Source organism: Sutcliffiella horikoshii, from assembly GCF_008180725.1.
GTDB classification, from domain to species: domain Bacteria; phylum Bacillota; class Bacilli; order Bacillales; family Bacillaceae_I; genus Sutcliffiella_A; species Sutcliffiella_A horikoshii_B.
The window spans coordinates 300,957-326,908 of record NZ_VTEV01000002.1 but is presented as its reverse complement, the minus strand read 5'-3'; the positions used below and the strand labels follow the sequence as shown (position 1 = coordinate 326,908).

The window sequence follows — 25,952 nt, the reverse complement described above, 5'->3', positions numbered from 1 at the left end:
CTTCATAATTAGAACATTTTTGTGGCAACTTAGTATATGACTGCATTTCTTATGAAAACTAATCCGCGTTTGTTTCGAGAACTTTATTCAGAAACATAAATTGATTTTTCGAACTTGGAATCAACTTATTGTTAGCATATTCAGGTTGGGATTGTAATGCCGATATTACATCACTAATACTCAAATCATCAATTTGATTAATATTAATATTTGGTATATTGTTCCCTAAATCATTAATTGCATTTTTGGTTTTACTACTATAAATAATATTATACATAGGTTTGTTCATTACATAGGCTAAGACAAAAGAATGAAATCTAGTTGCAATTACACCGCTACTTTTTGCAAGTGTTTCTAATGAACCTTTTATACTATCATGCATATATACAGAAGTGCTACTCTTATATTTTTCAGGAAGTAATTTTATTAACTTTTCAATTCCTACATGATCCCTTTCATTCTCACAAAAACCCATTAAAACAATTCGCTTACCATCATTAATTAATCCAATAATTATATCCCTTAATTTATCTAGATATTCTTTCTCAAATGAGCTTAATCTATCTCGACTTTCGAGATCAATAACAGAAATCACAATATAATTCTCTGGTTGTTTCATATCATACTGTAGTTGAAATATCAGATCTGACTCTACACGTATATTCGACATGTCTTTAAATAGGTCATAAGAATAAGAATCTCTAAAACAAACATCTCTGACGTTACTAAAGACTGTTTTACATTCGTTTATAAAACTTTCGTTTTTATACTCACCCATACTGCAACTTAGGTAATAAACATCTTTAAAAAAGCTAGTATTGTATTTCTTCTTACGCATATTCTTTCTATAGTCACCACGTTCTTCAAAAATACTTCCAGTAACTAATATATTTAACTTAATAAATCTTGAAATTATAAAGTGCATGATAAAATAAAATACTTCAATTCTATTAATAATTTTCGACACATAATGATTAAAACCTATATAGCTTAGGTTTTCTATTTCTGAAAAGTAACTCTTGTATTTATTTGAGCCCAATATAAAAAATTGTACGTTAGGGTACCTCCTGCATAAAACATCTATAAAAAGATCATCCCCTAAATTTCCTGCTACGTATGCAGAAATAAAGGCTTTATTATACTTCATTTGAAATTGCCCCTCTCTTTTATTGAATAAAAGGTGTTCTATTACGTTTTTGTTTTTTTCATAAGCCCTTTAGGGAATACTAGTTAGTCTTCATAAGGTCTAGTGCTTGGATGAAGACGATCGTTGATGGTTTTGTATGACTACTTAAATAAAATATTTTCATATAAATTATTCCAATTTTGCTGTAAGCCAAAGATGAAAAAAGCGATAATTATTAATAAAAGTAGTGGATACCTAATGTTTTTTTGAAAAGAATACAATACTCTAGGCAACATATAAATAAGTGCAAAAATAAAGAGTTCATTAAATCTGTAAATATAAACATAAGCCAGTGAAGAGATATTAATGAATAGAAGTAGCACAATTATATTTGTACAATAGCGATCAACAAGATTATAATTTTTAATTTTGCTTTTAAAAGTTAATATAAATATATATATACTTGAAAAAATTAGCGTTCTTAGGATACTGACTCCGTAGACTTCATCACTATTAATATGACTTAAATAATGTCCATATGGTGTTTTGGGTAAAATAAAATTTGCTATACTTTCAAAGAAAATCATAAACAATACAGAAATAATGAACCAGACAGGAGTGGCTTTTGAGAAGGATTTTTTAGTTAGAATAAAGTACAATGGCAACATTACCCAGGCACTAAAATGTATGCCAGCTGCAACAAAAATAACCAGAAAGTATTTGAAAAAATTTCTATTTGCTGCAAATTTTATACCCGAAAATAGAATTGCACCGGCTAGCACACTCGTTGTCCCATTCATTTGAAAAGTAAAAACTCCAACCGTTATATACAAAAATACCCCAAACCAAAGTGGTTTTACGTATTTTCTAATAGTTTTTACAAACAATATATTGGTTAGTAAAGCATATGAAAATACCCACACTTGAGAATCTTTAAAAAAATTCGCTAAAGTCCAGTCAAATAGATAACGTCCCCATTCAAATGAGTTTACGTTAGATAAAGAGAATGGTGTATTTATCAATTGATAAAATGCTTGCCTATAATTATATTCGTCACTTTGACGTAATAGATCAACAGATATCGTAGCAGTATCTCGTAATCCTGTAATTATTACAAATATAAATACAACGTACCACATGACTATAGTATATTTTTCATTTCTACCTTTTGAATCCTTACTAAATAACTCCCGCAGCACTAAAATAGGTACTACGAGTAATAGAGCTAAAAAGTATGCTGTTATCATAAGATCTCCTCTTGTGTAAATTGTAAAAAAATTATTTATTTAGATATTTTGACTTCCAATATAAATATAGGAAGAAACCAAAAGGTATATTTATAATAAAATATACTTTCATTGGGCACTCTTTGAACATATCTTTTATTCTCATTTTTGCAAAAAACCCATAGCAGATGAATAGCCACATCTTTTTTGTTTTCATCCGCCAATTAAATTCTTTTGATAATGTTACTTTAGCTCCAAACATACCTCCAAGAGGATTTTTGACTCGTAAACTTTTCCCTGCTCTTGTAAGGCCGCCTTCTTCATATTCATATATATAAATAACTTTGTTTACGAACAACATATCTTTTTCTTTTGCTATCATACACCAGATTGAACCTTCACCTACATAGTTTTCACCCTTATATACTGGAAAAGGATACTTTTTTAATACATCCGTGACCCAAACCTCTGCTTTTTCACTTATATCATTCCTATTAATTCTCACATCAATGAAATTTCCAATAAATTTATCCTCAGGAAATTTTAAACCACTGATTCCTCCAACTTTATCCCCCTTTAAAAAACTTACACCACATAAACCTTTATTACGAACGGGAATCCACTCATTATAAATTGATTGTATCGCATCACTTTTCAGGATATCATCGCTATCAACAATCATAGTTAGCTCTGTATCAATTTGTTTTATACCTTCATTATGTGCGGTATGTTTACCACCATTTTCTTTTTGAATATAGGTTATTTTAAAATTATCATTTTTAAATTTTTTCACAATTTCTTTGGTATCATCAGTGCTTCCATCATCAACAATTAACCAATCAAAATTAAAGTTTGTTTGACTTAACAAACTATTAAGGAGATCAGGTAATTTATACGCTCTATTAAATGTCGGTGTTAAAACAGTTACCAAATTTTTATCTGACATACATTTTCACCAACCTTACTTAATTTTTCTTTTATGCAAATATAAGTTAAGTAATCTACACGTGTATCTGAAACCTATAGTTTTATTTAGTATTTTAATCAGGTTACTACGAGGTTTATTTCTATAATCTAACAGCCAAAAAAGATCTTTTAACTCAATTAGATATCTGTCACGAATTCTTTTATCATAGTCAAAAAAGGTAGCAAGTAATATTTCATATTCATATCCAATCATGTAATAAAAGTAGTCCCTTTCAGCTTCATCAATCTTCTCACTAGTTAATTTTATCCATTTGTTTAATATATAAAGATAATCTGCGATTCTCTTTTCATTAGTGCTCCGTGAAGCAGAGCTCTTAAGAATTCTATAACAATAAAATCCTCCATCATATGTTACAAAGCTATTCGCTACCGACACAAGTTTAAAGAACCAGTCAATATCTTCTGCCAACAATGAGTCTTTAAAATACACTCTTTTATCTGAAAAAATTTTCTTGTTGATTACTTTCAAGCATGCACTCACAGCAACTTTATCTTGAGTTGAAATATATCTTAGTAATTCTACTCTATTAAAATAGTCGAACTTATATCCTTTAAAGTCTGTAAGACTCCCATTTTCTTTAATTACAGCATACTTCAAAAACATAACATCGACTTCTTTTTCACTCTTCTCAAGTTTACTTATAATTTTTCCTAAACAACCGTCAACCCAAAAATCATCACTATCCAAAAACATTATATATTCACCAGTAGCATTATCTATACCTTTATTTCTTGCTGTTGAAGCGCCACTATTACTCTGATGAATAACCTTTACTCTTTCATCAACCTTTTGGTATTTATCGCAAATGTCAGCACTTTTATCAGTTGAGCCGTCATTAACAAGTATAACTTCAATATTTTGATACTCTTGATTTAAAACACTATCAACACAATAGTTTAGATATTGTTCAGTATTATAAACGGGTATTATTACCGATATTTTTGGGTTAAAAATATTTTTCATTTTTTTCTCCTATTATTAAAAATTCAATTCTTAACTTAATCTTTTATAACTTTATCAATTGATAGACTTAGGTAATACGAATTGTTTTCCTAATTCGAAATCAAACTCATCAGGTACATACCCTTTATATCCACTACCGTTATAAAACGTTAATTCGCCAAAATAAATAACTCCATCAATATTATATAAATCGACCCTCACATGTGGAAAATCTACTGATAAATCTTTAGCTATTTTTAACATTCTTTCAAAATTTCTGGGCTTTTTGATGTCTCTTTTTAAAGCGGGTATATCTATTCTTTTATAAGGAAGTTTGTTAAATGATGTATCAAAAATCCCCAATTTAATACCATCTTTAAGAAATCTCTCAACAATGACATAGAGAGAAAAAGGTTGTCCGTTAAAGCAAAAAAACTTATAATCGACTAAATCATTATTTTGGTCTTTCTCTAATAGCTTTTCACAAATAATCTTTGGTTTTATTTCGTGATATGCCCATTCTCTTCCAACCTTACCTTCCCACGCATTCAACCATTGATTTAATTTTTTCTTTGCAACTTCAATGTCTAATTTTGATTTATCTTCACAAATTATATTAGTATGGCTCCCATTTGTAGTCTTTAAAACAAATTGGTTGGGTAATTCATCAAAAACTATATCCTCTGCTCTATCATAAACGCCATATAATGGAACTAATATATCGCTATATCCTTTTGATGCTACGTACTCTCTTACATCATATTTATCAGAACATTTAACCATTAGCTGCTTACGATAAAAAAGTTTATACCATTGTATTTTTTCAGTAAATCTTGTTGGCTTTTTAATGTTTAACCTTCTGCCAGTGCTTAATCTATATTGAAGTTTAATCATTAATTTATCCGGTAAAAAATCAAGAAATTTTAAAAGTTCCAACCTTAATTTTTGACTCGGAATTAATTTTTTATAGTTCAATCTATGTCACCTCTATCTCATTTACTTCCTTTAAATATGCATCTATAACAATATTTCTATCAAATTCTCTTTCGACTTTCTCTCTTCCAGCTAGACCCATTTGCTTTTTTTCTTCATAATCTTTCTCTAAGAAACTTTTAATCTTTTCAGTTAAGCTTTCAGAAACTCCTACTTCAAATAAATAACCAGACAAACCATCATCAACAACATCCATAGAACCATTAATTTTAGACGCGATACAGACTCTCCCCATCGCTGCAGATTCTAAAAGGACATTTGGAACTCCTTCTCCACCATGTGACGGGAGTATTGTACAGTGGCATTTTTGTATCCATGATTTTATATCTCTTTGAAAACCGATATATTTAACAATCCCTTTGGAATGGAAATCCTCAATGATTGTCTTATACCTTTCTTCTTCAATAAAACCGGCAATGTAGAAGTTAGTGTTAGGATTGATTTCTTTAATTTTTCTAGCAGCTTCAAGGTACTGATCAATGCCTTTTAATTCCATAACTCTTCCTATAAAAATAAAGTTAATATTATTATCTAATGGCAACTCACATAATGAATACTGTTCTAAATTCACTCCAGAACCCGGAAGCATTGAAAAATTATTTTTTACCATACTATTTTGTATAAAGAAATCTTTATCTCCGGTATTTTGGAAAAACACTTTATACGAGCTCTTAAGTGAAATTTTGTATAACACCTTTGCGATCTCACTAATGGTATTTTTGTTTAAAAAAGTTGCACCAGTACCGGTAATATTGCTTATTTGTCTAATTTTCAAAAGATTAGAGGCTATACTTCCATAAATATTAGGTTTAATAGTGTATGAGAAAATAATATCTGGTTTTACTTTTTTCATGATCTTGATATATTTTTTAATGAGTCCAAAATCCCTAATTGGACTAACCCCTCGGCGATCTACGGGCGTTTCAATAATTCTGCAACCAATGTCACTAAAAAAAGTGTTCTCTTCAGATTTTGGCATTGATATGAAGACTTCATGGTTATCCTTAATAAGTTTAGTAATAAGTTCTCTTCTGAAATTATATAGAGTTATAAAATGATTTGATAAAATCAATATTCTCTTTCCCATATTTAATCCCCCTACTATCTATTTAAATACTCCCTAACTTCTCTAGCTATTCCAATATCAAATGGTTCAGGGGTATATCCAAAGTCTCTTTTAGCTTCCTCATGTGAGAAGCACCTGTCTTCACTCATTCGTTGTACTTTTTCAACGTAATCAACTTTACCAAACGTTCCAATTTTTAAACACCTAGCTAAAAATACTCCGAAACCCAATGGAAAACTTATAAATATGTTTTTTCGCCCGAGGTTTCCACTAATCAGCTTAAATGCTTCAAGCATTGTTATAGGCTTTTCTCCCGAGAGATTATATTCTGATTTAGCATTCTCTACTGGAAGCATAAGTACTTCGTAGTAGGCTTTACCAAGATCACGGGCATTGACTGGTTGAATTAAACCTTTCCCTTGATTAATGACTGGAAAAATTCTAAACTTATCAACCATCTTTATAAACCGACTCATATTATGGTCACATAAGTCACCATATATCATAGTCGGGCGTAATATAGTTACCTTAATTTCAGTTCCAACCAGTAGTTTTTCAAGTTCCGTTTCAATAATTTTATATTCCTCAGATGCAATTTTAAATTTCGAGTAGATTCCTGTTGTATGCACACATATTGCCCTCGATACTTTATTATTCATAGCTGCTTTGATTATTGGAAGTGTGTGCCTGATATTTACAATATGGATTATTGTATCTATACCTTTCATACATTTATCTAAAAATTCCTCATCTGTTATATCTCCAATCACTTTTTCTATCTTTAACCCGCTAGAATCTAATATTGAAGTGTCAGAAGTTTCTCTGACAATACAGCGAATACGACCTTCATATTTATTTTCAGTAAGTTCTTGTAAAAAATATTTCCCGGTATGACCAGTGATCCCTGTAACTAATATCATTTTTACACCTCTATATCTTTATTTACTTTCATTTAGATATGCTCTCCTTGCTACTAGCAACTTCCTCCTTAACTCCAGTCCCACCTTCAACAACACCGTCACTCTTCACTACACTAACGATGGTCCCAAAGAAGCACTTTACATCCATCCAGAGGCTAATCTTCTCAACGTATTCTCCATCCAACTTCGCTTTCACTTCAATAGGAAGCTCGTCTCTACCATTAATCTGTGCCCAACCAGTTAATCCAGGTGGCACATCATTAGCACCATACTTATCCCGTTCAGCAATCAGATCATACTGATTCCATAGTGCTGGTCTTGGCCCAATAATACTCATCTGCCCCACAAATATATTCCAAATCTGCGGAAGCTCATCAAGTGAGGTTTTTCTAAGGAATTTACCCATCTTTGTGATATACTGTTCTGGATTACCTAATAAATGAGTTGGAGTGTCCTTAGGCGTGTCTATTCTCATAGTGCGGAATTTCAAGATATTAAAGTGGGTCTTGTTAATACCAACACGCTTTTGCTTAAACAGAACCGGCCCTCTTGAATCAATTTTAATAGCAATAATTAGAATTAAAAAAATTGGAGATAAAACAATAAGTCCAATTAAAGAAAGAATGATATCTATTGATCTTTTAACCTTCATATACATCCAGCTACACTCCTTAAAATTTGTTCTTTAGTAGATTTAGGACTTAATTAGAATCTTTTATTCTTGAATTCCAACCAACTACTAAACCACTAAAATTGTTATCTACTACTGATAGCCACCTCGTAATATCTATTCAATCTACCAAGCAAATACGAAATAGATATTCACTTCAAAACCACCCTATACCGAGTTCCTTCCTATTATATATACCATTCAATCAATCTATAACTCTCACTAAAAACGCCTCAAACCCTTATCCCGCAAGGTTTATAGCACTCAATCTAACTACGATAGTCAGTTCCACAACACCATTTAATCAAGAGAGCACATTTATCTAATCTCTATGTAGCACTTTCTATACTCTCCTCAATCCTCTACAAAAACGGAACATCTCCTTCATCTTCCTCATGGGCTACACCCCCATGCTCACTACACTCCACTTCCTCATCAACATAATGGTAAGTTCCACCTACCGGACACACATACTCATCATGCTCAACCAAAAACGAAGTGAATTCTATATCACTATGATCCTTGCCTTTCAGCATTAGTTGTTGATGGTAACTCTTTTCTAGCTCTGAAGAATTAACATAACATACATCACTTTCTGTCTTTTCTATATGACCAAGTACCGAAGGTACTGCTATAGCAGCCAATATCCCCAAAATCACCAAAACAGCTAATATTTCTACTAGAGTTAAGCCCTTATCTCTCTTAACAAACTTCTTCAACATGCACCTACACCAACCTTCTGATGTATTTATACACAAAAAAATAGAGGGGCATTTAACCCCACCTCACACCACACCATTGATAACCCCTCGTATCTAAGGTGGAGATCGCTCCCCACCCACAGTGCAACCGAGTGCCCCCATTGATAAAGGTAAGGAGACATCACCTATTCTCTTCAATCAATAATCTACTATATCGGGCCGCAAGGCACCAAAAACAAAAATATTCTTCTAAATCGTCGCCTTCGCTTTCTCCACCAACTGTTCCATATAATCTACGATCTGCTCTCGCAAATCCTCTCGCTCCAATGCAAAATCCAACTGCGCCTTAATAAATCCAAACTTATCCCCAACATCATGGCGTACTCCACTAAACTCATAAGCAACAACCATCTGCTTTTCGTTTAATTCTTTAATCGCATCCGTCAACTGAATTTCTCCACCAGCACCAGGAGCTTGTGTCTCTAAAATCTCAAAAATCTCCGGCCGAAGGACGTACCTACCCATAATCGCATGATTAGAAGGCGCATCCTCCATCTTCGGCTTCTCCACCAAACTATCAATATGGAAACAACCCTCATCAATTGCGCCATTTTTAATTGAAATTACACCGTACTTGGATACATCCTCCATCGGAACTTGCTGCACACCTAATACAGAAGAATTAAACCGATCATACACCTCAATCAATTGTTTCAAGCAAGGCTTTTGAGGAGAATGAACAATATCATCCCCAAGCAATACCGCAAACGGCTCATCTCCAATAAAACGCTTCGCACACCCAATCGCATGCCCAAGCCCAAGAGGCTCTTTCTGACGAATATAATGAATATTTGCCAGCTTACTTATTTCCTGAATCTCTTCAAGTTGCTCAAACTTCCCCTTCTTCGCCAAAGTTTCCTCTAACTCATAGGACTTATCAAAATGATCCTCAATTGCACGCTTGCCACGACCGCTGACAATAATAATGTCCTCAATTCCAGAAGCTACCGCTTCTTCAATGATGAACTGAATAGTTGGTTTATCAACGATCGGCAACATTTCCTTTGGTTGAGCTTTTGTTGCAGGAAGAAATCTTGTTCCTAAGCCTGCCGCTGGTATAATAGCTTTTCTAACTTTTTGCATGTTGTATTCCTCCTTTTAAACGGGAACTTTTTGTGCAAACAAATGCTTTAACTCATCTTCTTTGTTATTCGCAACAGATAGAAGATAACTTCTCAATTCTGCATCGCTCATCTGTTCAAAATTATTTAAAAAGTAACTTAATATCATTTCATCCTTTAATGGCGCTTTCCCAATATGGATCTTCGGGAAAATATCTGCTTTATGGATTTCATTTTCATTTAGTAGTTCTTCATACAATTTTTCACCTGGTCTGATACCTGAATAACGGATGCCAATTTCATCAACAGAATAGCCCGAAAGGGTGATTAGGTTTTTCGCCAAATCAACAATCTTAACCGGCTCCCCCATATCCAACACAAATACCTCTCCACCACGTGCAAGCGTACCTGCCTGAATAACAAGTCTTGAAGCTTCCGGAATTGTCATAAAGTAACGAGTCATATCCGGATGTGTCACGGTTACCGGACCACCAGCCTGAATCTGCTTCTTAAATAAAGGAATAACACTCCCCCTACTCCCCAGCACATTCCCAAATCGCACAGCAACAAACTTCGTCTTGCTTTCCTGCGCTAGCTGCTGAACCACCATTTCCGCAAAACGCTTAGTGGATCCCATAATGTTCGTCGGATTCACTGCTTTATCAGAAGAAACAAGCACAAACGTATCAATACCGAAGGTATCCGCCGCTTCCGCAACATTCTTAGAACCAAAGATATTATTCTTCACTGCTTCTTCCGGGTTGCGTTCCATCAATGGCACATGCTTATGCGCCGCTGCGTGGTAGACAACGTCTGGCTTGTACTTTTCCATGATAGAGAAAATCTTGCTTCTATCTTGAATATCTGCGATTTCTGTATAAATGTTAATGGTTGTATCGTAAGTTGCACGAAGCTCCAACTCGATGGAGTAAATACTGTTTTCCCCGTGACCAAGTAAAATTAGGTTTTTTGGAGTGAAATTTGATATCTGACGACAGATTTCAGAACCTATAGAACCCCCTGCTCCTGTCACAAGAACTGTTTTTCCTGTAATGGATTCGGAGATGCTCGCCATATCAAGCTTTACCGGTTCTCTTCCTAGAAGATCTTCTACTTCGACGTCACGGAATTCATTGACAGATACTTTTCCAGACATGAGATCCTCTAACATAGGGATAATCTTCGTTTTGGCATCTGTTTTGACGCATTCTTGGTAGATGGTGTTGATTTCTTTTTTTCCAAGTGACGGGATGGCGATGATGATGTTGTCGATTTCCATCTTTTCCACAACCGATTCAATATCACTGACTCCACCGTTTACTGGTACATCTAGTATTTGTAATTTTTGTTTTTTAGGGTCGTCATCGACGAATGCTACCGGAATCAACTCTGCATCTCTGTTTTGAAGCAGTTGTCGTGCTACCATTGTACCCGCTGCACCTGCTCCGACAATAAGGGTACGTTTTTTGTTCTTGTTTCTTTTATAATAAAAATCACGGTACACACGCCAAGAAAAACGGGAACCACCTATAAGTAACATATGTAACATCCAAGTGATGATAAGTACGCGTACGTATATGTCTGCGTCTACTATTAGCTGAACAAAACCTGTAACAGTGACAGAGTAGGTTACAGCCTTTGTGATGCCCATTAATTCTCCAATACTTGCATATTCCCAGGCTTTATTGTAGAGCTTGTAGGAATAAGCAAATAAATGATGCCAAATGATAAGGGTCAACGAGCTATAAAATAAAGTTTGGGAGCTAAAGACACTCTCATTCGGCATAATCATCCAAAAACTGAAATAAATGCCTGTCAAAACAATGAGCGAGTCGACAAATATCAGTAATGAAAGACGTTTTTTGTAAGTCAAGGTGGTACCCTCCTTTTCTTTTGAATTTTATGTAAAAATTATAGTGATATAGTCATGCTTTCAGGCCGAAAAATAGGAGGATGAAATATCCTCTTATTTTCCTCCGTAGTAATAGTAATACGAACTGTCATTTTGTTTTTTCATGTTTAAGACTACGCCAAGCAGTTTTGCCTTCGCGGAGTTTAACAATTCTTTCGCTTTAATAGCGCTATCCTTATCCGTTGTACCACTTGCGATTACCAGGATCGTACCATCACATTGGTTAGCAAGGATTTGTGCATCTGTTACCGCAAGAACAGGCGGTGTGTCGAAAATCACGACATCATATTCATGATATGCCGAAACAAGTAGCTCCTCCATCATTTTAGAACTTAATAGTTCTGCTGGGTTTGGTGGAATTGGACCACTTGTCAATATATCTAAGTTAGGAATTCTTGTTGGAAAGATGGTTTCTAGTAGTGTCGACTGTCTAGTAAGGACTGTGGTCAACCCTTTAAAGTTATCCTGTTGAAATGTATAATGCGCTGTCGGTTTCCTTAAGTCAGCATCCACAAACAACACTTTCTTCCCTTGTTGTGCATTTACTACTGCCAGGTTACTTGCCGTTGTAGATTTCCCTTCAGAAGGACCAGATGATGTAACCATTATGGAGCGTAATTGTTTGTCAACAGAAGAGAATTGTATATTTGTTCGGATGGTTCTATATTGTTCCGAAATTGGTGACTTTGGTAATTTATCGGAAATTAGATGACGGCTAGTCGTTGCTTTTGCCTTGTTCTTGAGTTTGTTTTTCTTAAGAGCCAACCGTCTCACCCCTTGTTCTAGCTTTCGTTTGTCTTTGTTGCCTGATCGCTTCCTGAACATCTTTATCTTCAATCACCGTGATAGATCCTAGTACCGGTAATCCAAGTAGCTTCTCCACGTCTTGTTCGTTTCTAACTGTGTTATCCAAGAACTCTAGTAGAAATGCTAGTCCCACCCCTGCCATAAGACCTACAACGAAGGCAATTGCCATGTTAAGTACTGGTTGAGGCTTGATTGGAGATGGATTATCCGAAATTTTAGCAGGTGTTATGATGGTTACGCTTTCGACGTTCATATTCATTAATTCTGTTACTTCCTTTTGGAAAACCTCTGCTGTCGTGTTGGCGATATTGGTTGCCATCACGGGATCTTCGTGTTCCACTGTGATCTTTAACACTTGAGAGGTTCCCTCAGGCCCTACCGTAATCTTGGAATCCAGTGATGGAATTGATTCTTTCCCATCTAACTCTTGACTTACTTTTTCTAGAATTGCATCGCTTTTTATTATGACATTGTATGTACTGATTATTTCTACATTGGATCGGATCTGGTTTACGTCTACCATACCTTGTTGATTAGATTGATTGACTAGTAGTTGTGTAGAAGATTGATAGATTGGGGTTAACAAAAAATAGCTCACGACTCCACTGGCTGTAGTTGCTAGAACGGTTAAGAGTACGATAAGCCACAGACGCTTTTTTATCGTTTGAAATAGTTCTTTTAGACTAATAGTTTCTTCCATGATGACCTCCGACATAATATTGGTAAACTTTATGGTTCCTACATATTTTTTCATATTCTGTCATACAGAAACTATTATAGTTGAGATTACCTATCTTATCTACATATTAATTGTAATTTCTCTGTAATAAAAGAGGGAATTCTTTGAAAGCGCCATAAAATCCCGTGTAATTTTTTACAAATAAATCGTATTTTGTCGAAACAAGGGTGGAGTTTGTCGAATGTTTAATAAGTTGGGTAATTCTGCATATAAATGGTTGTATCTTAATGGACAAACTTAGGGGAGATATTTTATGCGGAGACGAAGAGGCAATCCGATTATTGTGTTACTGGTTGGTATTGGAGCAACTGTTTTGCTAATGTTTGTTTTCTCATCCATCTTTATGGGATCTGAAAGAAAGGCGAAACAAATTGTCCATGAATTTTACAAATACGAAAGTAATGCAGAATACAGTCATTCGTGGGAACTGTTACATAGCCAGATGAGGGAGAAGTTTACAAGGGGAGGGTATGTGCAGGACCGGGCGCACGTGTTTAACGGACACTTTGGGGCAGACACTTTTTCATTTGATATTGGCAAGGTAAAGGAGATAAAGAATTGGAAGATGGAGAAAGGCGGGGAAGCGTTTGGGTCTGTGTATGAATTCGAAGTGAAGCAGGATTACCACGGGAAGTACGGCCATTTTGTTTTTGTGCAATTTGTGTATGTTGTTCAGGAAGACGGCGAGTGGCGGATAGTTTGGGACTATAAGAAGTGAAGCTTTGTTCGTACGTACAGAAGGGACAGTATGAACTGTCCCCCAATGTATGAAAGAGATTACTGCTGGTCTTCTTCCTCTTCCATTTCCATATCTTCTTCCATGTTCTCTTTGTCTTGCTCCATATCTTCTTCCATGTTTTGATCTTCTTCCATTTCAGGATCTGCAGGTTCTTCCATTGGCGGCTCTTCTTCTGGCGGAGGAACATCCTGATTGTTTGCTGCACATCCTGTAATTAGCATTGCTGCTAAAGCAGTACCAGTTAATTTTAATAACCATTTGCTGTTCATATAAACCTTCTCCTTTCGTAAATGGAATTTCAAGACCTTGTTAGCTCATGTTGCTTGGTCCCTTTTTATATTCCCCATTTTTCGAGAAAGCTTGCATGATTTTTGCAAATTTCTTCAAATTACTGCTTTGGTCCTAGCGCAAACATCATTTCCAGTTCGCAGACGAGTTGTCCGTCAACTGTTGCCGTACCTTTTCCTTTGCCGATACTGCCGCGTACACGTGTCATTTCGACTTCTAGGCGAAGCTGGTCCCCAGGGACTACTTGTTTTTTGAATCGGCAGTTGTCAATTCCTGTGAAGAACGCAAGGCGGCCTTTGTTTTCTTCTTTTTTAAGCATGGCTACTGCTCCGACTTGTGCTAGTGCTTCTACGATTAATACGCCTGGCATTACGGGGAACTCAGGGAAGTGTCCGTTGAAGAACTCTTCATTGGCAGTTACATTTTTGATGCCGATTGCGCGTTGGCCCTCTTCCAGTTCGATGATTCTGTCGACTAAAAGGAATGGGTATCTATGTGGAATGATTTCTTTGATTTGGTTAATCTCAAGCATGTTTTTGTGACCTCCTACTAATAGTTACTTACAATTATATAGGAAGGCATAAAAAATAGGAAGTCCTTTGTCGGACTCCCTTATTGTTTGTTGACCAGGTCTAATATATGCTGCCAGGTTTCTTTTTCGAGCACATCCATTGGATTACCTCCACCGAGTACGCCGTAACCGAACATGGCGCCGGCAACGACAGCTACTGCCATGACGATAACGAGGATGATGAGGCGAAGCCATATTGGAATGAGACGGATTCGAAATTTGTATTTTTTTGGTTTTTCTTCTTGTGTTGCAGTTATTTCTTCTTGTTGGCTTGCTTTATTTTTTTGAGCTTTGCGCAATTCTTCCCTTGATAAGCTCTTTTTGCCTGTTTCTTGCTCCATTGCGCAACCTCTCCTTTTTCGTTGGATTTACTACTTTGTTGGTGTGACTTGAACACCGCTGGTGATTTCCGCAAATGGCTTCGCTTTCCTAGGGGCGGTGCTTGAGCCTCCTTGGCTACGCCTGCGGGGTCTCAAGCTACCGCTATCTCCCTCAGGAGTCTTCGCCTTTTGCTCCAATCACCAGCTAAAGACCACATTTATCTTTAAGATTTCAGTCCGTTTACGAGGCCCATCATCTGGTCTGCGAATTGGACGGATTTTGCGTTGAATTGGTAGGATCGTTGCATTAAGGTTAGTTCCGTCATTTCTGATGCAAGGTCAACATTGGATTGCTCGAGCATTCCTTGTTGCATGCTGATAACTTGGCGTGCTCCACCTTGTAAATAGCCTACTACCGCTTCTGGATCCTGTACATTGGCAAGTGGTATTGCATAAAGAGAACCAGGCCTTGACTCTAGCATTTGCGGTCTAATGACTTCTGCTATTCCAAGTTCACGTGCGATGGCTTGTCCGTCTGTCATCATGGCAGAAAGAATGCCACTTCCTTGAAGTTTAACTTCTTTCACATCTTCCGGTAGTATGATCGGCTGATCGTCACTATCCAGCACTGGATGTCCTTCTGAAGTAACGAGCATTACTTCGGCATTATTGATCGGCGACAAATAGAATACACCATTTCGAGTAAATTGTGTACTAGTTTGCCCATTTTCCGTCACTTGAACCGTAAAGAATTGATCTTCCTTTGTTAGTGCGAAGTCTAACATACGATCGGTGGCTTTCATAGGTCCCTGTGTTAGGTGTAGTTGTGTTTTACTTAAGCCTGATCCTGAGCCAACGCGGATCCCAAGCTCTGATTGACGTGCCGTTTGGTTATCATATTGTGCCAGTGGCTGGTTGTTTGTTTGTTGTGCAAGCAGTTCTTGGAAGGTGGCACTTCTTTGTTTGTATCCGACTGTGTCTACATTCGCCACATTGTGTGAGATTAGGTCTAACTGCTTTTGAAGCTGGTTCATTGTATTGGTTGCATTGAGCATGATTCTGTTCATTTATTTTCTCCCTCCATAAGAGGCTTAATTTATTCGGCCGATTTCATTTGCTGCTTTTTGCATGCTCATATCATACGCTTGAATGATCTTCTGATTCGCTTCGAATGCTCTGTAGGCAGCCGTCATGTCACTCATTGCTTGAGCCGTGTCTACATTCGATCGTTCGATATGTCCTTGTGACACTTGATAGTTCACTCCAGCCGCTCCTGTAGCGTCTTGAAGAGGTGCTACGCCTTCTGCAGTTCGGTAAAGGCCGTTCCCTTCACGCACTAACTCATCCGGGTTGTTTGCAAGCGCCATTCCAAGTCGGGTATTTCGGATATCTCCTTCAAGGATTGTGCCGTCCTGTTGAACCAGCATGGAACGGGATCTAATCTGGATTCGGTTACTATTTTCATCAAGTACATAAAGCCCGCCGTTTGTTGTTAAGAAGCCCTCAGGATCAATGGAGAAGTTCCCGTTTCTTGTATAGCGAGGTGTACCGTCTACTTGCTCGACTGTGAAATACACCGATGCATTTTCTGGCAGGTTTTGATTTAGGATTGCAAGGTCAGTATCATTTCCTGTAGGGCGCAAATCACCCTGTGTATGCTTAGGCTTTGTTTCTTGGAGGTACACACCTGTGCTTAGGCGGACCGGGTCATTCGGGTTCGACATAGGACTGAATGTTTTCGTACCGTTTGCTTGCTCCATCCGTTGTAGGAGTAGATCAGGAAAGGATCTTAATGATCCTTGGTCTGCTTTATAGCCAGGCGTATTGGCATTTGCCAGATTGTTCGACATCATTTCCATGCGGCGCTGCTGAGAAATCATCCCCGCTGTTGCAGTATAGAATCCACGTAACACTCGACTTCACCTCAAATTTTTTAACGTACAGATTTTTCTAATTTCTATTATAGTACAAATGTGAGTTTGTCGATATATGTAATTTTATGATTATTGGATTTTTTTAGGAATAGGCTGGTGAATACCGCTGTTCCTTTCCGCAAACGGCTGCGCTTTCCGCGGGGCGACCTTGAGCCTCCTCACTTCGTTGCGGGGTCTCAACAATGTCGCTTCTCCCCCGCTGGAGTCTTCGCCTTTTGCTCCAATCCACAGCTGGGTTGTTTCATAAAAAGAAGCCCTTTCCATTACTGGTAGGGGCTTAGTTGGTGCATTTCATTTAGTTTTTGTCTATGGTAGTTGAGTTTATTGATTAACGTTTTGCGTAATGTTTCATCTAAGCAATCATCAATGAGAATTTCATGATAACTCGCTCTGTAAGAATGCCATATTTTCAAAAGTCTTTGGTACATGTCAGATGCACCTCCACGGTTTTGTGATGTATTCTTTCTATACCCTTCGTGGAGGATTTGTAACATAAGAGGGTGGCGATCAAGAATGGGAAAGAAGAGCCATAACTGTTTTACGGCCTAGCTCTTCTGGATTACTTATTGAGCACAGCAAATAGTTCCTTTTTCAGGATAGGAGCTATCGTCTTCACATATGTCGCAGTAATGTGGTGTTTGTCACGGTAGACAAGGACATTTCCTCTTACAGGTTTGCAATAGTCCTCCTCACACAGATAGTCGGTAAGGTCCACGTAGTTCACATTTGATGGGACGGTCTCCAATTTACTGAATGGACTCTCAGATGGCAGCGCCTTTTCCCTTTCTTGTGCACATTCCAGGGAATCGACTCCCTTTTCTTCCAAACAAGACGGTACATCGAATTCGAACCAGGCGTTGTCTCTAAGTGCGAAGACGGGAATGTCTGCTTTGTTTAGAGTTTCCCACTGTTGGACAAATCCTTCTGGCACCTCCGCTTTTCGGCCAACATCTGCAATGGTGAAGACAAGGTCTGGTTTGGTTGATAGGAGGGTTTGCATTAATTCTTTGTTCCATTTGTAACAAGATTCGGATGTGGCAGGGTTCACTTCTTCCGCTGTGAAACGGCAAGAACTTTTTGTATAGTTTATGACCTTGATTTTTTCCTCTTGAGCAAACACTTCTAGTGCAGGTAACCATTGAGCGGAATGAGATCCCCCAACAAGGGCGACTGTATAGATTGGGTTATTGGTTGCGCCATATTCGCAAGCAATTACTTCAGAGTCCTCCAAATTTTGATGGCACTGGTCCTCATATACTTTCGGAAGATCGTTCTGTGCCTGTAGTGGTGTTGGCAGGACAGGCACATCTTCCACTACGTTATTGGAGAAGACTTCAAGTGCTCCAGGATATTCCTCGTTCTGTATTAGGTTAGCAAGTTCCGATTCTGCTTTATTAATTTGGTTGGCCCAAAGTGATGCCGTTGCCACAACTGGCAGCATACAGGCAATGACCACTGATCCCCGCTTCCATTTTGGCGTTTCTTTTCTCATTGTTCGAATTGGTTTTTCGATCAGGTTGGTTGTAACGTAAGACAAGATGATAGAAGCAATGATGATTGCTAGTCCATCTAGTAATGAAACTGTCTCTTTGCCTGATAAGATGAAATAAAAGACCAATATTGGCCAGTGCCAGAGATAGAGGGCGTAAGATAGATTGCCAAGGCTTGTTAGTGGTTTCAGACTTAGAAATCTGTGTACGCCAAAGGTTCCTCCGTTGTTGCCGGCCAAGATGATGAAGATGGCCGCAAGGGTCGGCCAAAGTGCGGCGTACCCTGGGAAGACGGTGGATACTTGGAGAATAATGCCGCATAAAACAATAGCAATTAATCCGATCCAGCCTAGGATGAAACTGAAAGGTTTTCGTAAGACGACGTGCGAACCAAGTACAGCGACTATTCCTCCAAGTGCGAACTCCCATACTCGTGTGAAGGTGTGGAAGTAGGCAAATGCTTGGTTGGTGGATGTAAGGTAGATGGAATAGGTCAGTGATGCTGTGAAAACAGTTAGTAGTGCTGTGGTTAGAGTCGCTTTGAAGTTTATTTTGGTTTTTTTGGTTATTAGTATGGCAAGTCCGAAAACTACGGTCGGCCATAGTAGGTAGAATTGTCCTTGGATCGACATTGCCCAGAAGTGCTGGACTGGGCTTGCTTCGTTGTTTTGTGCGAGATAGTCGACTGCATTAAAGGCAAGTTGCCAGTTTTGATAATAGAAAGCGGACGCAAATATTTCTTGGAGTGTTTGTGCCCATTGGACTTGCGGGAGCCAGAGCATGCTTGCTAGTGTGACGACGAGCAGGACAAAGAAAGCTGCCGGGAAGAGGCGTTTTGCTAGGCCGAGGATGAAGTCTAGGATGTCTATTTTTCTTTGGCGTTGGACTCTTCCTAGTAGGGATGTTGTGATGAGAAAACCGGAGACAACGAAGAAGACGTCTACTCCCCCTGAGACGTTGCCCAACCATATATGGTAGATTGCTACTAGGAGGGCTGCGACGGCGCGGAGCCCTTCTATTTCGGTGCGGAATCGCTTTTTGGTTGGTGGTTGGGATTGAGTGTTGGATGGCATGGTGGTGCTCCTTTTTACGGTACTTATGGGATAAATATTTTTTTGGTTGTTTAATTAGTTTTATGATAGCGGAGATTTTTTGGGGTGTAAACTGGTGTGTTGTTTGGTGGTTGGTTGGGAGCTGTGGAAGAGCGTAAGGACGGGGTCAGTCCCCCGCGTGGGGGATTTAATTATTTTATGTCGTCTTTTAAGGGGGACAGACCCCACAGACCCCTTTAGTTTTTGCTGTTTATTTTGGTTTGTTAATGTGCAAAAGGAGCTGCCCTGAATGGGTGCTCCTTTTGTTTTTGTTTTGTTGTGTTAGGCGAAGCTTTTGGATGGTAGGCGGTCGATGTGGTCGAGCATGATGCCTGTTCCGATTGCTACGCAGTCCATTGGTTGTTCTGCTACTAGGACTGGGACTTTTAGTTCTTCTGCTAGGAGTTGGTCCATTCCATGCAGGAGTGCTCCTCCGCCTGTCAGGATGACGCCGCGGTCGATGATGTCTGCGGAAAGTTCTGGCGGTGTACGTTCTAGGACGCTTTTCGCTGCTTGCACGATTACTTGAACGGATTCGCGCAGTGCTTCTTCGATCTCTTCAGATTTAACCGTGATGGTTTGTGGCAGACCGCTAACCATGTCTCGTCCGCGGATGTCGATAGATTCGCTGCGGCCGCCAGGGAATACAGTTGCTATTTCGATTTTGATGTTTTCGGCTGTGCGCTCACCGATAAGAAGCTTGTACTTCTTTTTGATGTATTGAAGGATTTCGGCGTCGAACTTGTCTCCGGCCATTTTAATAGAAGACGCAGTTACGATGTCGCCCATGGAAAGGACCGCTACGTCTGTCGTTCCGCCCCCGATGTCGACAACCATGTTTCCGCTCGGTTGGAAAATGTCCATGCCCGCTCCGATTGCTGCCACTTTTGGCTCTTCTTCTAAGTAAACTTTTTTGCCGCCGCTCTTTTCTGCCGCTTCTCTGATTGCTTTTTGCTCAACGGACGTGATGTTAGTTGGGCAACAAATAAGAATGCGCGGCTTGGATAGGAAGCCCTTAACGTTTAGTTTTTTTATGAAATGTTTAAGCATCGCTTCTGTTACTTCGAAGTCTGCGATCACTCCGTCTTTTAGCGGTCGCATCGCTACGATGTTTCCTGGAGTACGCCCGACCATTTTACGAGCTTCTTCCCCTACCGCCAATACTTTTCCTGTGTTCGTGTCCAGTGCTACTACGGATGGCTCGTTTAGGACGATGCCTTTTCCTTTTACGTGGATGAGTACGTTCGCCGTACCCAGGTCAATTCCAATATCCCTTGCAAACATCTTACTTTTTTCCTCCTTGCACGTATGCTTTTATACTCGCGACTTTTTATCTGAATGTTCTTTGATTGTTTAATTGCTAATGAACACTATCTTTAGTCCTAATTGTATATTCTATCACATTTTACTAAATAAAGGTTGAATTTAACAGTGGATGTGTGTCATTTTTTTGAGTATTTTGTCGAAAGGGAAAGGTGTTCGGAGGAATGTGGAAATAGGTTAGTGGGATGAAGACAATTTCGACTGTAATTTTCTGTTGGGAGTGTCTTCATAGCAGCTATGAAGACACTTTCGAAGCAAAATTCGTGTTGAGATTGTTTTCATAATGGGGATGAAGACAATCTCGTTGAAGTTTTCTTGCTCAGATTGTCTTCATACTGTGGAAATATGATAGATGGTGGGTACACGCAGTTCACGAAAACCAAAAATACCAGAGCTTCTCCTCCGCCCTGGTATCTCTGTTTTATTTTACGGCTTCTTCCTCTTTCTTGTACTTCATCTTGGTTGCTTCGCCGCCCCGTAAATGCCTGATGGATTTATGGTAATCAAGGATTGTTTTGACTTCGTTTGCTAAGTCTGGGTTGATCTCTGGCAGCCTTTCGGTCAAGTCCTTGTGGACAGTACTTTTGGAAACGCCAAACTCTTTCGCTATCACGCGAACTGTTTTCTTTGTCTCCACGATATACTTTCCAATCTTGATAGTTCTCTCTTTGATGTAATCGTGCACACCACTCGCCCTCCCTAAATTGTGGATGTTGAGAAGTGTGAAATGAGACTCGCTTATACCGATGTAACGAAGTGCATATATTTATAGTTGTATATGAAACAAAAGTAGGATGGCTGGTGTAATTCTTCGAGACAATCTACGATCCCTCACCTCAAACACTCTCTTTGTATGTTTGGTTTGTATCAGTTTATTAGCTTGGTTGGTTGTTTATGCCAGAAATGTCTTGAGGGACAAGGCTTTTGTTTGATTTTTTTGAAAATGGAGCCATTCGACGCCCCCAAGTGCTATAATTGGGTCGAAAACCATTATTTAGGGGGTCCTTGTTATAAATAAATTATTCGTACTGTGTTGTTCATTGTTGTTTCTTGCGGGTTGTCAGGGTAGTTCTAGTGAGGGTGCACCAGTAGCAGGCAAGGAAACTACTTTAGAGGAGAGTGTTCCATTGACTGATAAATGGCAGGGTGATTGGTTTACTTCTTCCGAGCCAGCCATCATTGGCCAATTAAATACATATGATGAAACGGAGGAAGGCTTTTCTTTTAATATAAAAGTATCTAATGATGATCCTACTCCAAAATCCGAGGATTCGTCCGAGTTTTTCGTTTCTGTAAAGAGTATAGGTAGTGGGTACGCAAAAAAGAATGGATCTATTGCTGTTTCCGAACCAGGACAAAATGGCTGTGTGCTCACTTTTCAAATGGGTGCAGAAGGTATAGAAGTGAAAGAGTCAGAGGAATGTGCTGACCCGGAGCTATCGGTCGACTTTAACCATACATTTACCCCTGCTGACACATTTGTCATCGATGAACATTTCCTAGCAAGCATAAAAGAAGGCAAGTTTACTCCAGATGGCTATGGTATCGGAACACCGATTAGGACGATCACCCATGAGTTGGGGGAACCAGATGCCGAGATTCAACGAAATGAAGCCTTTTATCATATTTATTCCAATACCGGCTACGGAACAGCGGCAGGAGAAAATACCGTTGGATTGCTGACTGTCATTCGCCCTGAACCCCTGACACCAGAGGACGTTAAGAAACTGATGGGCGAGCCGGAACAAGAAGGACTAAACGAAATGGAAGGTCTATATTTCTATTACTACACAATTGACGATAAATATGAGTTGTATTTCGAGTTTTTACCAGAAGAAAAAACACTATTACGCTTCCACTTACGGGAATTAAAGCTGATGTAGTCCAAAAAAATACTCCAATTGTCTTTTATGTGTTCAATACCCTTTTTTCCTATTCTCCAATCATTAGAGGTATAGTCCTAGTTTTGTCGAATAGTTTAGTAATGGATTAGATTGCGATGGGAGTGTTGTAGCATGGGTTTGGAAGCAAAGTTGACGTATTCAGAGAGTGGTCCCGATTCGGTAATGTTGCACTTTGTCGTAGAAAATAATAGTGATGCTTCGGAGATGGTTACCTTCCGTAGCGGGCAGCGATATGATTATATCTTGTATCGGGATGGAGTACGTATAGAACAGTTTTCTGAAGGAAAAATGTTTACGATGATTTATGAGGAAATCATGGTGGAGCCAGGACAGGAATTGAGTTTTGATATACCGTTGAAGGATCTTCAGCCTGGTCGGCATAAAGTGATTGTGTGGCTCGCTGATTCAGCTTGGCCAGGGGTTAGGGATCGGTTGGAATTTGATATTTAAACGATTGGGACCCGTCGGTGAGGACGGTTTTTTTTATGTTGATTACGTGGCTGAGTCTGTTTGGTAGTGAGTGAGCCTAATAGCTCAGAAATTTCCCGAGAAATTTGTCGATTAAGGTTAATGTATTTATGGAAGGTGCTCTCTTAGATAACTTGAAGTTTCTTTATTTCACTGCACCAAATTCTATTAGTCTGTAATCCCTCGTAGAAACCTGTTGTATCGTTATCGAAGAAGCTAAATTTCTATTTGTCGACAAGTGTGGAAAGCGGGATGTTTTCTGCTAAATTGCTCGGGAAATAATGCTTTTTTGCGAATAGGAACATATTTTGTATGAACCTTTATGTCTAGGTGCTTTGGAGAGATAGAGTTTTTTATATCTAGCAATGTATCGGGTGGCGATACGGTAGTCTAATTGCAAAAAAGAGGAGCAGCGTAGTTTGGCGCCGCTCCTCTTTTTTATTTAATTTAGTTGTCCATCCAGACGTTTCCATTTTTGTACGACATTTGTTCCGGATAACGAAGGTCCACCACTTCGTCTTGAATTTTTTGTGATGGCGCTTTTGTTCTAAGCGATACGACGATGATGGTAATGATGGCTGCCGTCGCTCCAAATACACCGGCTCCTGTATCGATAATACCAAGGACGGTGAAGCCGCCGTATTTTGCTGCGAAAATATAGGATAGCGTAACGGCAAGTCCTACAAGCATTCCGGCGATGACTCCTTGTGCGTTGGCACGTTTCCACCATACTCCAAGGAGGAGTGCCGGGAAGAAAGTTCCGGATGCGAGCGCGAATGCCCATGCGACGATTTGGGTGATGGCCCCAGGTGGGTTAAGCGCTACAAGACCCGCAAGAACGGTTGCGGTGACGATAGTGACACGGCCAACCATAAGGCGGTTTTTTTCGGATGCATTCGGTCTCATGACACGGTAGTAAATATCATGGGCAAATGAGGACGAGATGGCAATCATTAGTCCTCCTGCTGTGGACAGTGCCGCTGCCATAGCGCCTGCCGCTACGAGTCCGATGACGAAAACACCAAGGTTGGCGATTTCCGGTGTGGCCATAACGACGATGTCATTTGCGATGATCAGTTCGGTCCATTGGAGGATACCATCCCCATTTGTGTCAGCAAGCTGAAGTTTCCCTGTATTGACCCAGGATTGCGTCCATGCCGGAAGCTGGTCAATTGGGCTTCCTGCTACTTGTTTCATTAAGATGAAGCGTGAAAATGCCGCATATGCCGGTGCGGACAGGTATAGGAGACCGATGAAAAGCAGGGCCCATGCGCCTGACCAGCGAGCTGCTTTCATAGTGGAAACGGTGTAGAAACGCACAATAACGTGTGGCAGACCCGCTGTTCCCGCCATCAGTGTAAACATGAGTGCTAGGAACTGCCATTTAGTGCCGTTTGTAAACGGTGCGAAGTATTCGGACAAACCAAGTTCACGGTCGAGAGCCCCCAGTTCGTTAACAAGGTTCCCATAGGTTAGCCATGGTAAAGGGTTGTTTGTCAGTTGCAGGGACATGAAAATTACCGGGACTAGGTAAGCGATGATTAGGATGATGTACTGTGCCACCTGTGTCCAGGTAATCCCCTTCATCCCACCGAATGCGGCGTAGAATGCTATTAGGACTACCCCAATTAAGGTCCCGATTCTTGCGTCCACTTCTAGCAAGCGGCCGATTACAACACCGGAGCCTGAAAGTTGGCCGATGGAATAGGTGAAACTGATAATAATGGTACAGATTGCCGCGATCACGCGGGCGGTGTGGCTGTCAAAGCGGTCGCCGATGAATTCTGGCACAGTGTAGCGGCCGTATTTTCTCAGTTGCGGGGCAAGAAGGAAGGTAAGGAGCAGGTATCCGCCTGTCCACCCCATTATGTATGCAAGTCCGTCGTATCCTAGTAGCATAATGGTCCCGGCTAGTCCAATGAATGAGGCTGCACTCATCCAGTCGGCGCCAATGGCCATTCCGTTAAAAATTGGTGGAACGCCGCGGCCAGCTACGTAGAAGTCGGAGGTTTGGCGTGCTTTATTGTAGATGGCAATTCCGATATAAAGTCCGAAAGTGATCAGGATCAGGGTGAGTGAGACGATAAACTGATTATCCAAACGTTGGGCCCCCTTTGGGTTTAGTGGGATTTCTTTTTATAAGTGCTTGAGTGTGTATTTTTCGTGAGATTCATGTTGTGTGAGATTCTTGGATGTGAGACTTTCGGGTATAAAAATTTAATTGTGTGAGATTCTAGGTGTGGTGTGGTCTGTCGGATTAGTGATCTAGGGTTTTTCCTGCGCTTAGGACTTCGTTGGCCTTTTCATCGATGCCGTATTTTGCGTCAATTTTGTCGCTGACTTTGGCGTTGACGAATAATAGAATGATAAAGACAATGATGGATCCTTGTGCGCCCATGAAGTAATGGAATGGGAAGCCTCCGAAAATGGTGAATTGCAGGGATTCGGCAAACAGGACAATGCCAAATGATACCCCAAGCCAGATAGCTAAATAGATTAAGATAAACTTGTTCTTCTCGCGAAAATAAGCATCAGCAACGGACTTTTCAATTTTTTTCAAAGGTTAGCCTCCTTTTAGTTTTGGAGTGGGGTTCGACGCGGGTGGTGAAATTC

27 protein-coding genes are annotated in these 25,952 nt (G+C 39.3%); 3 read left to right on the top strand and 24 right to left on the bottom strand.

Features of this window, described 5'->3' with window-relative positions:
* Positions 1-58: 58 nt before the first annotated feature.
* The 13 genes from FZC76_RS05565 to FZC76_RS05505 form a co-directional block, all read right to left on the bottom strand.
* Positions 59-1,147, bottom strand: a complete 1,089-nt coding sequence (locus tag FZC76_RS05565; RefSeq protein ID WP_148987266.1) for a polysaccharide pyruvyl transferase family protein — start codon at positions 1,145-1,147, stop codon at positions 59-61.
* A 140-nt stretch (positions 1,148-1,287) separates the two neighbouring features.
* Positions 1,288-2,373 (bottom strand): EpsG family protein, encoded by a 1,086-nt coding sequence (locus FZC76_RS05560; protein ID WP_148987265.1) that lies wholly within the window; start codon positions 2,371-2,373, stop codon positions 1,288-1,290.
* 31 nt (positions 2,374-2,404) lie between these two features.
* Positions 2,405-3,298 (bottom strand): glycosyltransferase family 2 protein, encoded by an 894-nt coding sequence (locus tag FZC76_RS05555; protein WP_148987264.1) that lies wholly within the window; start codon positions 3,296-3,298, stop codon positions 2,405-2,407.
* A 15-nt stretch (positions 3,299-3,313) separates the two neighbouring features.
* The gene (locus FZC76_RS05550) at positions 3,314-4,303 is read right to left on the bottom strand and encodes a glycosyltransferase family 2 protein (RefSeq protein WP_148987263.1); all 990 of its coding nucleotides are present in this window, start codon (positions 4,301-4,303) and stop codon (positions 3,314-3,316) included.
* 54 nt (positions 4,304-4,357) lie between these two features.
* Positions 4,358-5,257, bottom strand: a complete 900-nt coding sequence (locus tag FZC76_RS05545; protein WP_148987262.1) for an ATP-grasp fold amidoligase family protein — start codon at positions 5,255-5,257, stop codon at positions 4,358-4,360.
* A gap of 1 nt (position 5,258) precedes the next feature.
* A complete protein-coding gene (locus FZC76_RS05540) occupies positions 5,259-6,362 on the bottom strand; it encodes a glycosyltransferase family 4 protein (RefSeq protein ID WP_148987261.1) in 1,104 nt (367 codons plus the stop codon).
* Positions 6,363-6,376: 14 nt separating this feature from the next.
* A complete protein-coding gene (locus tag FZC76_RS05535) occupies positions 6,377-7,261 on the bottom strand; it encodes an SDR family oxidoreductase (RefSeq protein ID WP_148987260.1) in 885 nt (294 codons plus the stop codon).
* A gap of 28 nt (positions 7,262-7,289) precedes the next feature.
* Positions 7,290-7,919 carry a sugar transferase gene (locus FZC76_RS05530; RefSeq protein ID WP_148987259.1) on the bottom strand — a complete coding sequence of 210 codons (630 nt, stop codon included), beginning with the start codon at positions 7,917-7,919 and terminating at the stop codon, positions 7,290-7,292.
* A gap of 374 nt (positions 7,920-8,293) precedes the next feature.
* Positions 8,294-8,653, bottom strand: a complete 360-nt coding sequence (locus FZC76_RS23620; protein ID WP_148987258.1) for a type II secretion system protein — start codon at positions 8,651-8,653, stop codon at positions 8,294-8,296.
* Positions 8,654-8,881: 228 nt separating this feature from the next.
* Positions 8,882-9,775 (bottom strand): UTP--glucose-1-phosphate uridylyltransferase GalU, encoded by an 894-nt coding sequence (galU, locus tag FZC76_RS05520; RefSeq protein WP_148987257.1) that lies wholly within the window; start codon positions 9,773-9,775, stop codon positions 8,882-8,884.
* A 15-nt stretch (positions 9,776-9,790) separates the two neighbouring features.
* Positions 9,791-11,626, bottom strand: coding sequence for a polysaccharide biosynthesis protein (locus FZC76_RS05515; RefSeq protein WP_148987256.1), 1,836 nt, complete (start codon positions 11,624-11,626; stop codon positions 9,791-9,793).
* Positions 11,627-11,719: 93 nt separating this feature from the next.
* Positions 11,720-12,430 carry a CpsD/CapB family tyrosine-protein kinase gene (locus tag FZC76_RS05510; RefSeq protein ID WP_262372426.1) on the bottom strand — a complete coding sequence of 237 codons (711 nt, stop codon included), beginning with the start codon at positions 12,428-12,430 and terminating at the stop codon, positions 11,720-11,722.
* Positions 12,420-13,172 carry a YveK family protein gene (locus FZC76_RS05505; RefSeq protein WP_148987254.1) on the bottom strand — a complete coding sequence of 251 codons (753 nt, stop codon included), beginning with the start codon at positions 13,170-13,172 and terminating at the stop codon, positions 12,420-12,422. Before FZC76_RS05505 ends, FZC76_RS05510 begins: the two co-directional genes overlap by 11 nt.
* A gap of 292 nt (positions 13,173-13,464) precedes the next feature.
* Between FZC76_RS05505 and FZC76_RS05500 the strand changes: the two genes are divergently transcribed.
* Positions 13,465-13,929, top strand: a complete 465-nt coding sequence (locus tag FZC76_RS05500) for a hypothetical protein (protein ID WP_148987253.1) — start codon at positions 13,465-13,467, stop codon at positions 13,927-13,929.
* A gap of 59 nt (positions 13,930-13,988) precedes the next feature.
* Here FZC76_RS05500 and FZC76_RS05495 read toward each other — a convergent pair whose 3' ends face one another.
* From FZC76_RS05495 to spoIIID, 9 genes are all read right to left on the bottom strand, one after another.
* Complete coding sequence (locus tag FZC76_RS05495; RefSeq protein WP_148987252.1) at positions 13,989-14,219, bottom strand: hypothetical protein; 231 nt, start codon at positions 14,217-14,219, stop codon at positions 13,989-13,991.
* A gap of 119 nt (positions 14,220-14,338) precedes the next feature.
* Positions 14,339-14,770 carry a 3-hydroxyacyl-ACP dehydratase FabZ gene (gene fabZ, locus FZC76_RS05490; protein WP_148987251.1) on the bottom strand — a complete coding sequence of 144 codons (432 nt, stop codon included), beginning with the start codon at positions 14,768-14,770 and terminating at the stop codon, positions 14,339-14,341.
* Positions 14,771-14,850: 80 nt separating this feature from the next.
* Positions 14,851-15,150: a DNA-directed RNA polymerase subunit beta gene (locus FZC76_RS05485; protein ID WP_148987250.1), complete on the bottom strand. Its 300-nt coding sequence runs from the start codon at positions 15,148-15,150 to the stop codon at positions 14,851-14,853.
* A 203-nt stretch (positions 15,151-15,353) separates the two neighbouring features.
* Positions 15,354-16,196, bottom strand: a complete 843-nt coding sequence (locus tag FZC76_RS05480; RefSeq protein ID WP_148987249.1) for a flagellar hook-basal body protein — start codon at positions 16,194-16,196, stop codon at positions 15,354-15,356.
* A gap of 24 nt (positions 16,197-16,220) precedes the next feature.
* Entirely contained in the window at positions 16,221-17,042 is an 822-nt protein-coding gene (locus tag FZC76_RS05475) for a flagellar hook-basal body protein (protein WP_148987248.1), read from the bottom strand.
* Positions 17,043-17,326: 284 nt separating this feature from the next.
* Positions 17,327-17,491, bottom strand: coding sequence for a hypothetical protein (locus tag FZC76_RS22890; protein ID WP_187441957.1), 165 nt, complete (start codon positions 17,489-17,491; stop codon positions 17,327-17,329).
* Between the two features lie 131 nt (positions 17,492-17,622).
* Positions 17,623-19,626: an acyltransferase family protein gene (locus FZC76_RS05470; protein WP_148987247.1), complete on the bottom strand. Its 2,004-nt coding sequence runs from the start codon at positions 19,624-19,626 to the stop codon at positions 17,623-17,625.
* A 300-nt stretch (positions 19,627-19,926) separates the two neighbouring features.
* Positions 19,927-20,928 (bottom strand): rod shape-determining protein, encoded by a 1,002-nt coding sequence (gene mreB / locus FZC76_RS05465; RefSeq protein WP_148987246.1) that lies wholly within the window; start codon positions 20,926-20,928, stop codon positions 19,927-19,929.
* A 460-nt stretch (positions 20,929-21,388) separates the two neighbouring features.
* Positions 21,389-21,652 carry a sporulation transcriptional regulator SpoIIID gene (gene spoIIID, locus FZC76_RS05460; protein ID WP_010200304.1) on the bottom strand — a complete coding sequence of 88 codons (264 nt, stop codon included), beginning with the start codon at positions 21,650-21,652 and terminating at the stop codon, positions 21,389-21,391.
* A 442-nt stretch (positions 21,653-22,094) separates the two neighbouring features.
* On the opposite strand from spoIIID, the gene FZC76_RS05455 reads away from it, so the two are divergent.
* Positions 22,095-22,850 carry a DUF4309 domain-containing protein gene (locus FZC76_RS05455; RefSeq protein ID WP_148987245.1) on the top strand — a complete coding sequence of 252 codons (756 nt, stop codon included), beginning with the start codon at positions 22,095-22,097 and terminating at the stop codon, positions 22,848-22,850.
* Between the two features lie 132 nt (positions 22,851-22,982).
* A complete protein-coding gene (locus tag FZC76_RS05450) occupies positions 22,983-23,321 on the top strand; it encodes a BsuPI-related putative proteinase inhibitor (protein ID WP_148987244.1) in 339 nt (112 codons plus the stop codon).
* Between the two features lie 465 nt (positions 23,322-23,786).
* On the opposite strand, the gene FZC76_RS05445 is transcribed toward FZC76_RS05450, so the two are convergent.
* Complete coding sequence (locus FZC76_RS05445; protein ID WP_148987243.1) at positions 23,787-25,439, bottom strand: sodium:solute symporter family protein; 1,653 nt, start codon at positions 25,437-25,439, stop codon at positions 23,787-23,789.
* A 157-nt stretch (positions 25,440-25,596) separates the two neighbouring features.
* Positions 25,597-25,899: a DUF4212 domain-containing protein gene (locus FZC76_RS05440; RefSeq protein ID WP_148987242.1), complete on the bottom strand. Its 303-nt coding sequence runs from the start codon at positions 25,897-25,899 to the stop codon at positions 25,597-25,599.
* Between the last annotated feature and the right edge of the window lie 53 nt (positions 25,900-25,952).

Bases quoted from the DNA above. Each gene is read 5' to 3' on its own strand.
- FZC76_RS05565 (WP_148987266.1), bottom strand. From the start codon at position 1,147: ATGAAGTATAATAAAGCCTTTATTTCTGCATACGTAGCAGGAAATTTA.
- FZC76_RS05560 (WP_148987265.1), bottom strand. From the start codon at position 2,373: ATGATAACAGCATACTTTTTAGCTCTATTACTCGTAGTACCTATTTTA.
- FZC76_RS05555 (WP_148987264.1), bottom strand. From the start codon at position 3,298: ATGTCAGATAAAAATTTGGTAACTGTTTTAACACCGACATTTAATAGA.
- FZC76_RS05550 (WP_148987263.1), bottom strand. From the start codon at position 4,303: ATGAAAAATATTTTTAACCCAAAAATATCGGTAATAATACCCGTTTAT.
- FZC76_RS05540 (WP_148987261.1), bottom strand. From the start codon at position 6,362: ATGGGAAAGAGAATATTGATTTTATCAAATCATTTTATAACTCTATAT.
- FZC76_RS05535 (WP_148987260.1), bottom strand. From the start codon at position 7,261: ATGATATTAGTTACAGGGATCACTGGTCATACCGGGAAATATTTTTTA.
- FZC76_RS05530 (WP_148987259.1), bottom strand. From the start codon at position 7,919: ATGTATATGAAGGTTAAAAGATCAATAGATATCATTCTTTCTTTAATT.
- FZC76_RS23620 (WP_148987258.1), bottom strand. From the start codon at position 8,653: ATGTTGAAGAAGTTTGTTAAGAGAGATAAGGGCTTAACTCTAGTAGAA.
- galU (WP_148987257.1), bottom strand. From the start codon at position 9,775: ATGCAAAAAGTTAGAAAAGCTATTATACCAGCGGCAGGCTTAGGAACA.
- FZC76_RS05505 (WP_148987254.1), bottom strand. From the start codon at position 13,172: ATGGAAGAAACTATTAGTCTAAAAGAACTATTTCAAACGATAAAAAAG.
- FZC76_RS05500 (WP_148987253.1), top strand. From the start codon at position 13,465: ATGCGGAGACGAAGAGGCAATCCGATTATTGTGTTACTGGTTGGTATT.
- FZC76_RS05495 (WP_148987252.1), bottom strand. From the start codon at position 14,219: ATGAACAGCAAATGGTTATTAAAATTAACTGGTACTGCTTTAGCAGCA.
- fabZ (WP_148987251.1), bottom strand. From the start codon at position 14,770: ATGCTTGAGATTAACCAAATCAAAGAAATCATTCCACATAGATACCCA.
- FZC76_RS05485 (WP_148987250.1), bottom strand. From the start codon at position 15,150: ATGGAGCAAGAAACAGGCAAAAAGAGCTTATCAAGGGAAGAATTGCGC.
- FZC76_RS05480 (WP_148987249.1), bottom strand. From the start codon at position 16,196: ATGAACAGAATCATGCTCAATGCAACCAATACAATGAACCAGCTTCAA.
- FZC76_RS22890 (WP_187441957.1), bottom strand. From the start codon at position 17,491: ATGTACCAAAGACTTTTGAAAATATGGCATTCTTACAGAGCGAGTTAT.
- FZC76_RS05470 (WP_148987247.1), bottom strand. From the start codon at position 19,626: ATGCCATCCAACACTCAATCCCAACCACCAACCAAAAAGCGATTCCGC.
- mreB (WP_148987246.1), bottom strand. From the start codon at position 20,928: ATGTTTGCAAGGGATATTGGAATTGACCTGGGTACGGCGAACGTACTC.
- FZC76_RS05450 (WP_148987244.1), top strand. From the start codon at position 22,983: ATGGGTTTGGAAGCAAAGTTGACGTATTCAGAGAGTGGTCCCGATTCG.